This window comes from Actinophytocola sp. (assembly GCF_035942955.1).
GTDB lineage: Bacteria > Actinomycetota > Actinomycetes > Mycobacteriales > Pseudonocardiaceae > DASYTH01.
Map to the genome: position 1 here is coordinate 1 of NZ_DASZCQ010000198.1, position 7,653 is coordinate 7,653.

A 7,653-nucleotide genomic window follows, 5' to 3' on the forward strand; every position below is an offset into this window, starting at 1 on the left:
GGGGGGGCGGGGGGGCCGCGCCGCGACCGCCGCGGCCGGGGTCAGCACCGTGAACTCCGGCGCGGGCCCGGCCGAAGCCGAGGCCGTGCCGGGCAGGGCGCCGGAGATCACGGCTCCCCCGGCCACCGACCCGCCGGCCCGCAACACGCTTCGTCGGGTGATGCTCATGAGGCTCCTTCGGCGGGCTGGCCGTTGATGGTGACCTCGTGCAGCACGAGGTCGTCCACGAACTGGATCGTGTTGGGGTTCCGTACGTTGGTGAAGGTGCTGTTGCTCAGCCGGATGTGGGACATGTGGTCGGTCTCGAGGCCGACCAGGTTGAGCACGGCGCGGGCGCCGTCGATGGTCATCTTCTCGACGCTGATGTCGCGCACGACGACCGGGCGGGTGCCGGCCTGGTTGTTGTAGGCCATGTTGATGAAGATCGCCTCGCGCTCGACGCCCCCACCGCTGAAGTGTCGCAGGTGGACATTCTCGACGAAGCCGCCGCGAAGCTTGTTCGTCTTGATGTACAAGGGATACTTGACCGGGAAGTTGCCGGGGAAGTCCGGTGAGTTGATCACGCAGCGCCGGGCGAACACGTTGCGCACCCCGCCGGACATCTCGCTGCCGACGGTGATCCCGCCCCACCGTCCGGACAACAGGCAGTCCTCGACGAGGATGTTCTGGCTCGGCACACCGACGCGGTGCCCGTCTTCATCCCGGCCGGCCTTGACCGCCACGCAGTCGTCGTTGGTGTTGAACCGGCAGCCGGCGATCAGCACGTTCGCGCAGCACTCCGGGTCGCAGCCGTCGGTGTTGAACAGCGTGCTGGCCACCGTGATGTCCCGCACCGTGACGTTGGTGCACAGCACGGGATGCACCGTCCACATGGCCGGCTCGAGGATGGTCACGTCGCTGATCAGGACGTTGCGGCAGCGGTAGAGCTGGATCATGTTGGGGCGCAGGAAGTGCCCGGCGCCGAACACCCGCGCGGCGACCGGCACGCCCTCGTTGCCCATCCGGCGCAGCGCCTGCTGGTCGGCGCTCTGGCCCCCGCCGGACCGGTACCAGCTCTCCCACGGGCCAAGCGGCGCCTGACCGTCGAGCGTGCCGCGGCCGGTGATCGCGATGTCGTGCTGGTCGAGCGCGTAGACGAACGGCGAGTAGTTGTAGCACTCGGTGCCCTCCCAGCGGGTGAGCACGACCGGGAGGTAGGCCGCCGGATCGGTCTTGAACAGTACCGTGGCACCCTCGCTCACGTGCAGGTTCACGTTGCTGCGCAAGTGGATCGGGCCGGTGAGATACCTGCCGGGCGGCACGAGCACGCGGCCGCCGCCGTTGACGTGGCACTCGGCGATCGCCTGCCGGAACGCCTCGGTGCAGTCGGTCGTGCCGTTCCCGGCCGCGCCGAACCGGGTGATGTCGTAGCTGCGGCGGGGAAACGACGGCGGCCGGACCTGCCAGCGGATCAGCTGCGCCTGGTGCCACGGGTCGGCGGGGTCGGCCGAGGCCACGGTCCCGGGCAGCGCGTTGGCGGCCGCCAGCGCACCACCGGCCATCAGCACGGCGCGTCGGTTGGGTCTCATGTCGGCCTCTCCAGCGAGATCGCGAACAGGTGCGGGCGGGGTGCGGTCGCCGCCGGCAGGGTGATCGAGCGCAGCTCCCGGGTCGGGTCGAGCGCGACGACCTGGTGGAAGATCGCCACCTTGACGTCCCGCGCCCCGGCTCTGGTGTGGTACCGGGTGGTGCGGATCGCCTCGGTCTCGGCAAAGGCCGGGCCGGACTTCCAGTCGGTGAGCCGCAACTGCCCGGCCAGGAACCGCTCCCAGGCGCGGTCCGAGCGCATCCTGTCGTCCACATGGGACGTTTCGGCCGTGGCCGGGGTGGGCAGCGTGCCGGCCGCCACTCCCGCGGCGGCGGCCCCGAGCAAGTCCCGCCGGGACACGCTCATCCCCATGTGCGCTCCCGCAGCTCGGTCAGCGTGCCGGCGGTAGCGGCGTCGAGGCCGTCGAGCCTCAGGTAGAGCGGGAACTCGTCGAGTGTCGCCGCCCGCACGAGCTGCTGTCCGCCCTGGACGATCCGGCCGGCGAACACGTCCAGCCAGCGGCCAGCGGGCAGGTAGACGTCGACCGGCGTCGGCAGGCCGGCGGCGCCGTCGGCCTCGGCCCGGTCCGCGGTCACCGGCACGGCCAGCAGGTGCCGGCCGATCATCATGTGCTGATCCGCCGCCCAGGCCCGGTCGTCGGCCGGGAAGTCGAACCCGAGCGGCCGGGTGATCGGCTCGCCGGTGCGCGCCGAGTGCCGGGCCAGGGCGTACAGGTACGGCGTGATCGCCTCGTGCAGCCGGACCGCGTCGCGGAACCGCCGCACGGTCGCCTCGTCGTAGGTCCACGGCTGGGCGTTCTTGCCCTGGCCGCCGACCTCGAACACCGGCGACACCGCGGAGAACTGCGCCCACCGGGTGAACAGCGTCGGGCTCGGCGCCTCCGGGTTGCCGCCGTTGGCGTACCCGCCGGTGTCGGTGCCCCACACCGGATGCCCGCTCAGCCACGAGTTCATCCCGCGCCGCACGGACAACCGCAGCCCCTCGAACGTGTCGTTGGCATCGGCGCCCCAGAACCCGTGCAGCACCGAGGGGGATCCGGTGTAGCCGGCCCGGAACAGCATCGTGTACTCGTCACCCCAGACCCGGCGCAGCGCGTTGGCGGTGGACTCGGCGTAGAGCACCGGGTAGACGTTGTGGAAGTCGGCGCCGGGTCCGGCGGCGAACCGGGCGTTCTCGAAGTCGGTCTCGTCACCCCGGTCACCCTTGACGAAGTCGACGCCCATCGTGAACAGCGCGCTCAGCTTGGCCTCGAAGTGCGCCCTGGCAACGGGGTTGGTGAAGTCGATGTCGAACCGGTCGGTGCGGCCGGTGTCGGCGACGAACGACCCCGGCGGGTAGCCGGCGTCCGGGCAGGCCACGTTCGCCGCCACCGGCCGGACGAACGACGAGATCCACAGTCCCAACCGGACACCGCGGCGGTGCAGCTCGTCGATCATCGCCTGGGGCTCGGGGAACTGCTGCGGGTCGAACCGCAGGGTGCCGTTGCACGCCCCGCCGTGGGTGGGCGGAGTGCCCGGCACGTCGTTTGCGGTGTTGATCTCCCAGGGGTTGTCGATCCACACGGTCTTCACCGGGAAGCCCCGGGACTGCAGCTGCGCCACGTCGTCGAGCACCTGCTGCTGGCCGCCCGGGTTGATGTCGCGCCAGAAGGTCAGCTCGAGCTGGCGCACCGGCGGCAGCTTCGGCCGCCCGGCGAGCGCGGAGTACGAGCGCACCACCTCGGCCGGCGAGCCGGCGTACACCTCGTAGTCGAGGCGGCTGGCCTTGAAGCACAGCTGGATGCGGTCGGGCACGCCGAGCTGGACCGGGCACGGCGGCGGCGTGGTGACGCAGTGCGGCGGATCGTCGACCGCATTCGGGAAGGCCAGCCGGCCGATCGCGTTGGTGTGCGGGAAGATCGCGTACCCGCGGGAGCTGATGAAGAACGGGCTCGGTGCGGCGCCGCTGTTGCACCGGTTCAGCGTGCCGGCGCCGGTGAACCGCACCTTGTTGAGCAGCACCCGATGGCGCAGGTCGGTGTAGAGGAAGTTGGCGCCCCCGCCGAGGAAGTGCTCGCCGTCGTCGCCGGTCAGCGCCTCGTAGACCTGCGCGACGCCGGTCGGCGGCTGGAAGGTCCACTCCACCCGCAGGCCGCGCGGGGTGCGCCGGACGACCACTTGCGCCCGCCGGTCGGGCTCGTCGGTGGCGACCGTGTACGTGGTGGACCGGCTGTCCCCGCGCCGGTCGATCAGGTCGGTCAGCCGGTGCGTGCTGCCGTCGGCGAGGGCGTAGGCCATCCGCCCGCCGGGGCCCGCGGCCTGTTCCGGGGCGTGACCGACGAGGGGCCGGCCGCCGCGCAGGAAGGTCAATCCGAACGGCGCCCTGTCGACCGTCCATCGAAGCGATTCGACGCCCTCGACCTGCTCCGGAGCGGCCGCCGCGGCCGGGAGCCCGGACGACACGCTTGCCAGAATGCTGAGCGCGGCGACCCCGACCAACGCCGGTCGCCAACCCCTGGGGCGGATCATGATGGCTCCGCCCTCCCCTCCAAAAGTCGGGTGTAAAGGCACGATCGAACCTAGGCAAACGCTTTCCAACCGTCAATAGGCATGTAAAGATCCGATGTATGCGTATGAGGGCACTGATCTCCGCACTGTCCCTACTACTGGGCACGGTGGCCGCCGCCGGGGTGAGCACGGTGGCCGCGCCCCCGCCCGCCGCCGCCCTTCCGGACGGCCAGGCCCTGACCCCGCCGATGGGCTTCAACAACTGGAACGCCACCGGCTGCGCCATCAACGAGACCCTGATCCGGGACACCGCCGACCTGTTCGTCAGCACCGGTCTGAAGGACGCCGGCTACAAGTACGTGAACATCGACGACTGCTGGGCCGAGCTCGACCGCGACCCGGTGACCGGCCGGTACGTGCCGCACCACGAGCGCTTCCCCAGCGGCATCGAGGCGTTGGCCGACTACGTGCACGCCCGCGGCCTCAAGCTCGGCATCTACACCAGCGCCGGCACCCAGACGTGCGCCCGGACCATGCCAGGCAGCCTCGGCCACGAGGACATCGACGCCCAGACCTTCGCCGAGTGGGGCGTCGACTACCTCAAGTACGACAACTGCCACAACCAGAACGTCCCCGCGCTCGAGCGTTACCCCCGGATGCGGGACGCGCTGAAGAAGACCGGCCGCCCCATCGTCTACAGCATCTGCGAGTGGGGCCAGAACCGTCCGTGGGAGTGGGGCGCCGACGTCGGCCACCTGTGGCGCACCACCGGCGACATCAACGACAGCTGGGCCTCGATGCTGTCGTTGTTCAAGTCCAACGTCGTCCTCGCCCCGTTCGCCGGCCCCGGCCACTGGAACGACCCGGACATGCTCGAGGTCGGCAACGGCGGCATGACCGAGCGCGAGTACCGGTCCCACTTCAGCCTCTGGGCCAGCATGGCCGCCCCGCTGCTGATCGGCACCGACCTGCGCCGCGCCACCCCGCAGACGCTGGAGATCCTCGGCAACCGCGACGTGATCGCCGTCGACCAGGATCCCCTCGGCGCGCAGGCGACCGTGCTGCGCAACGACAACGGCCGGTGGATCCTGAAGAAGCCGCTCGCCAACGGCGACATCGCGGTGACCCTGTTCAACGAGACCGAGTCGTCGGCGACGATCGGCACCTCCGCCGCCGAGCTCGGCCTCCCGCAGGGCCCGGCCTACGTCCTGCGCGATCTCTGGGAGCATCGCACCTTCGAAAGCGCCGGCACCTTCGCCACCACCGTTCCCGCGCACGGCACCGTGATGTACCGCGTCTCGCGCGGCGCCGACTGGTGGCGCCAGCCCCCGGCCAGCGGCTTCGGCGTCGACCTTCCCTCCGCCGGCTTCGGCGTCCCTGGCTCCGTGGTCCCCGCCGGGAAACCCTTCACCGCCTCGCTGTCCGTGGCCAACCACGGCCGGCTGCCGATGCTCGAGGCCCGCTTCCAGTTCACCGCCCCGGACGGTTGGGCGGTCCGCCGCCTCGACCCCAACGGCCGGCGCCTGGTCCGGGCCGGCGAAACGGTGTCCACGCGGTACGAGGTGATCCCACCGGCCGCGACCCCGGTCGGCCCGTACCAGCTCGCCGCCACCGTGACCTACCACTCGATCTTCGACGACGAGGTGCACAGAAGTTGGTCGGAGGAGCTCATCGTGCCCGAGCCCGTCCCCGCCGGGGTGTCGGAGCTCAGCGCCGTCCACTGGGCCAAGGCGGCCAACGGGTTCGGCCCGGTCGAGCTCGACATGTCCAACGGCGGCATCCGCCCCGGCGACGGCCGGCCATTGACGATCAACGGCCGCGGGTACGCCAAGGGCCTCGGCACGCACGCCGAGGCCTCGATCCTGTATTACCTGGCCGGCCGCTGCTCGTCGCTGAGCGTCGACGTCGGAATCGACGACGAACGCGACCCCCGCCCGGACCCCACCCAGAGCACGGCGATCTTCGAGATCTGGGCCGACGGCGTGAAGGTGGCCGACAGCGGCCTGCGCACCTGGCAGGACGACGCGGTGCACCTGGACGGGAACCTCACCGGCGCCTCGTTCCTGCGGATCGTGACGAACGGCGGGCCGGACGGATTCCGTTGGGACAGAGGCGACTGGGCCGACCCGGTGCTGACCTGCACGATATAACCGGCTTGGAACGCCCACCGCTGGGTACCCGCACGCCGAGCGGGAAGCAACCTAGCGGAGGGGACGGGATGGCCAGGTCGCCAGGCAGGGTGGCACGCCGGATCGCGGAGCTGTACGAGGGCGCGGCCGATCGCCCGTTGCGCGGCTATGCCGTCGTGCTGGGCACCTACGGCGCCGTCGTGTCGGCGCTCGGTGTGCTCGCGCGGGCGACCGGCACCCGCCTGCCCAACCGGGTCGGGCTCGGCGACACCGCGCTGCTGGGGATCGCCACGCACAAGGCCAGCCGGCTGCTGACCAAGGATGCGGTGACCGCGCCGCTGCGCGCCCCGTTCGCCCGGTTCGAAGAGGAGAGCGGGCTCAGCGAGGTCAACGAGTCGGTGCGCGGGCACGGCACCCAGCACGCCGTGGGTGAGGTGCTGACCTGCCCGTTCTGCCTGGCGGTGTGGGTCGCCACCGGGCTGACCGCCGGCATGGTCTTCGCACCGCGGATCACCAGGATCGTGGCCACGATGCTGGCCGCGGTCGCCGCCTCGGACACCCTGCAGATCGGCTACGACGCCGCGAAGCAGGCCGTGCAGAAGCTGTCCTAAGTAGGCGGTCATGCGAGTGCTCGGAGTATCCGTGCCAGGTCCGGTCGACACGATCGGCCGGCTCGGCCGCGGTCTGGCCGGGCTGGCCCTGACGTCGCTGCCGGGCCGGCCGAGGCGGCTCGTGTGGTCCTGTCCCGGCCGCATCTACATCGAGGCGCACGGCGTGCACGGTCCCGGGGGCGAGCGGGTGGCCCGCCGGATCGAGCGGGCCCTCGAGGGCCGGCGCGGCGTGCTGTGGGCCCGGGTCAACGCCCCGTCCTCACGGGTGATCGTCGGCGTCGGCAAGCCGGCCCCCCGGCAGTCCGAGCTGATCGACGTGATCGCGCGGGCCGAGGCGGAGCCGGCGACCCCCGAGGAGCACGCGGCCGAGGACGAGCTGCACCACCCGGCGGACGGGGCGGTGCACACCCGGCTGCTGCCCACGATCATGATCGACGCGTTCGGCCTCGTGCTCGCCACCATCAACAAGATCGCGCCGTGGGCGCCGCTGCCGAGCGAGGTGGCCGCGCTCACCGCGCTGATCGACCTGCATCCCCGGCTGCGCGAGCTGGCCGCCGGGCGGATGGGTGGCAGCGAGCGCGCGGACTCGGCCACCTCGATGGCCGCCGCGGTGCTGCACGGCCTTGCGGCGCGCGGCGAGGGCACGGCCCTGGACATCGTGCAGCGGGCCACCCAGTGGCGCGAGGCCCGCGCGCAGGAGCAGGCGTGGTGCCGGCGGGAGGCCGAGCTGATCACCGGCCCGGAGCACGCCGCCGCCGAGCCGGTGGTCGTCGAGCGTCCGCGGCCGCTGCCGGAGAACCCCGCCGACCGCTACGCCCGGCGCGCGCTCACCCTCGGTG

5 protein-coding genes and 1 pseudogene are annotated in these 7,653 nt (G+C 71.8%); 3 read left to right on the forward strand and 3 right to left on the reverse strand.

From position 1 onward, the window contains the following. Positions 1-164: 164 nt before the first annotated feature. The 3 genes from VGX25_RS19590 to VGX25_RS19600 are packed head-to-tail and all read right to left on the reverse strand — an operon-like array spanning position 165 to position 4,095. Complete coding sequence (locus tag VGX25_RS19590) at positions 165-1,568, reverse strand: glycoside hydrolase family 28 protein (protein ID WP_326919279.1); 1,404 nt, start codon at positions 1,566-1,568, stop codon at positions 165-167. Further along, the gene (locus tag VGX25_RS19595) at positions 1,565-1,939 is read right to left on the reverse strand and encodes a twin-arginine translocation signal domain-containing protein (protein WP_326919280.1); all 375 of its coding nucleotides are present in this window, start codon (positions 1,937-1,939) and stop codon (positions 1,565-1,567) included. Before VGX25_RS19595 ends, VGX25_RS19590 begins: the two co-directional genes overlap by 4 nt. After that, a complete protein-coding gene (locus VGX25_RS19600) occupies positions 1,930-4,095 on the reverse strand; it encodes a TIM-barrel domain-containing protein (RefSeq protein ID WP_326919281.1) in 2,166 nt (721 codons plus the stop codon). Before VGX25_RS19600 ends, VGX25_RS19595 begins: the two co-directional genes overlap by 10 nt. A 104-nt stretch (positions 4,096-4,199) precedes the next feature. Here VGX25_RS19600 and VGX25_RS19605 point away from each other — a divergent pair, with 104 nt between their 5' ends. From VGX25_RS19605 to VGX25_RS19615, 3 genes and pseudogenes are all read left to right on the forward strand, one after another. Then, positions 4,200-6,224 (forward strand): NPCBM/NEW2 domain-containing protein, encoded by a 2,025-nt coding sequence (locus VGX25_RS19605; RefSeq protein ID WP_326919282.1) that lies wholly within the window; start codon positions 4,200-4,202, stop codon positions 6,222-6,224. Positions 6,225-6,292: 68 nt separating this feature from the next. Then, positions 6,293-6,814, forward strand: coding sequence for a DUF1360 domain-containing protein (locus VGX25_RS19610; protein WP_326919283.1), 522 nt, complete (start codon positions 6,293-6,295; stop codon positions 6,812-6,814). Between the two features lie 31 nt (positions 6,815-6,845). Further along, a pseudogene (locus tag VGX25_RS19615) lies at positions 6,846-7,653 on the forward strand (haloacid dehalogenase); the annotation flags it as partial.

Coding starts and splice junctions, on each gene's coding strand:
- VGX25_RS19590 (WP_326919279.1), bottom strand. CDS start 1,568: ATGAGACCCAACCGACGCGCCGTGCTGATGGCCGGTGGTGCGCTGGCG.
- VGX25_RS19595 (WP_326919280.1), bottom strand. CDS start 1,939: ATGGGGATGAGCGTGTCCCGGCGGGACTTGCTCGGGGCCGCCGCCGCG.
- VGX25_RS19600 (WP_326919281.1), bottom strand. CDS start 4,095: ATGATCCGCCCCAGGGGTTGGCGACCGGCGTTGGTCGGGGTCGCCGCG.
- VGX25_RS19605 (WP_326919282.1), top strand. CDS start 4,200: ATGAGGGCACTGATCTCCGCACTGTCCCTACTACTGGGCACGGTGGCC.
- VGX25_RS19610 (WP_326919283.1), top strand. CDS start 6,293: ATGGCCAGGTCGCCAGGCAGGGTGGCACGCCGGATCGCGGAGCTGTAC.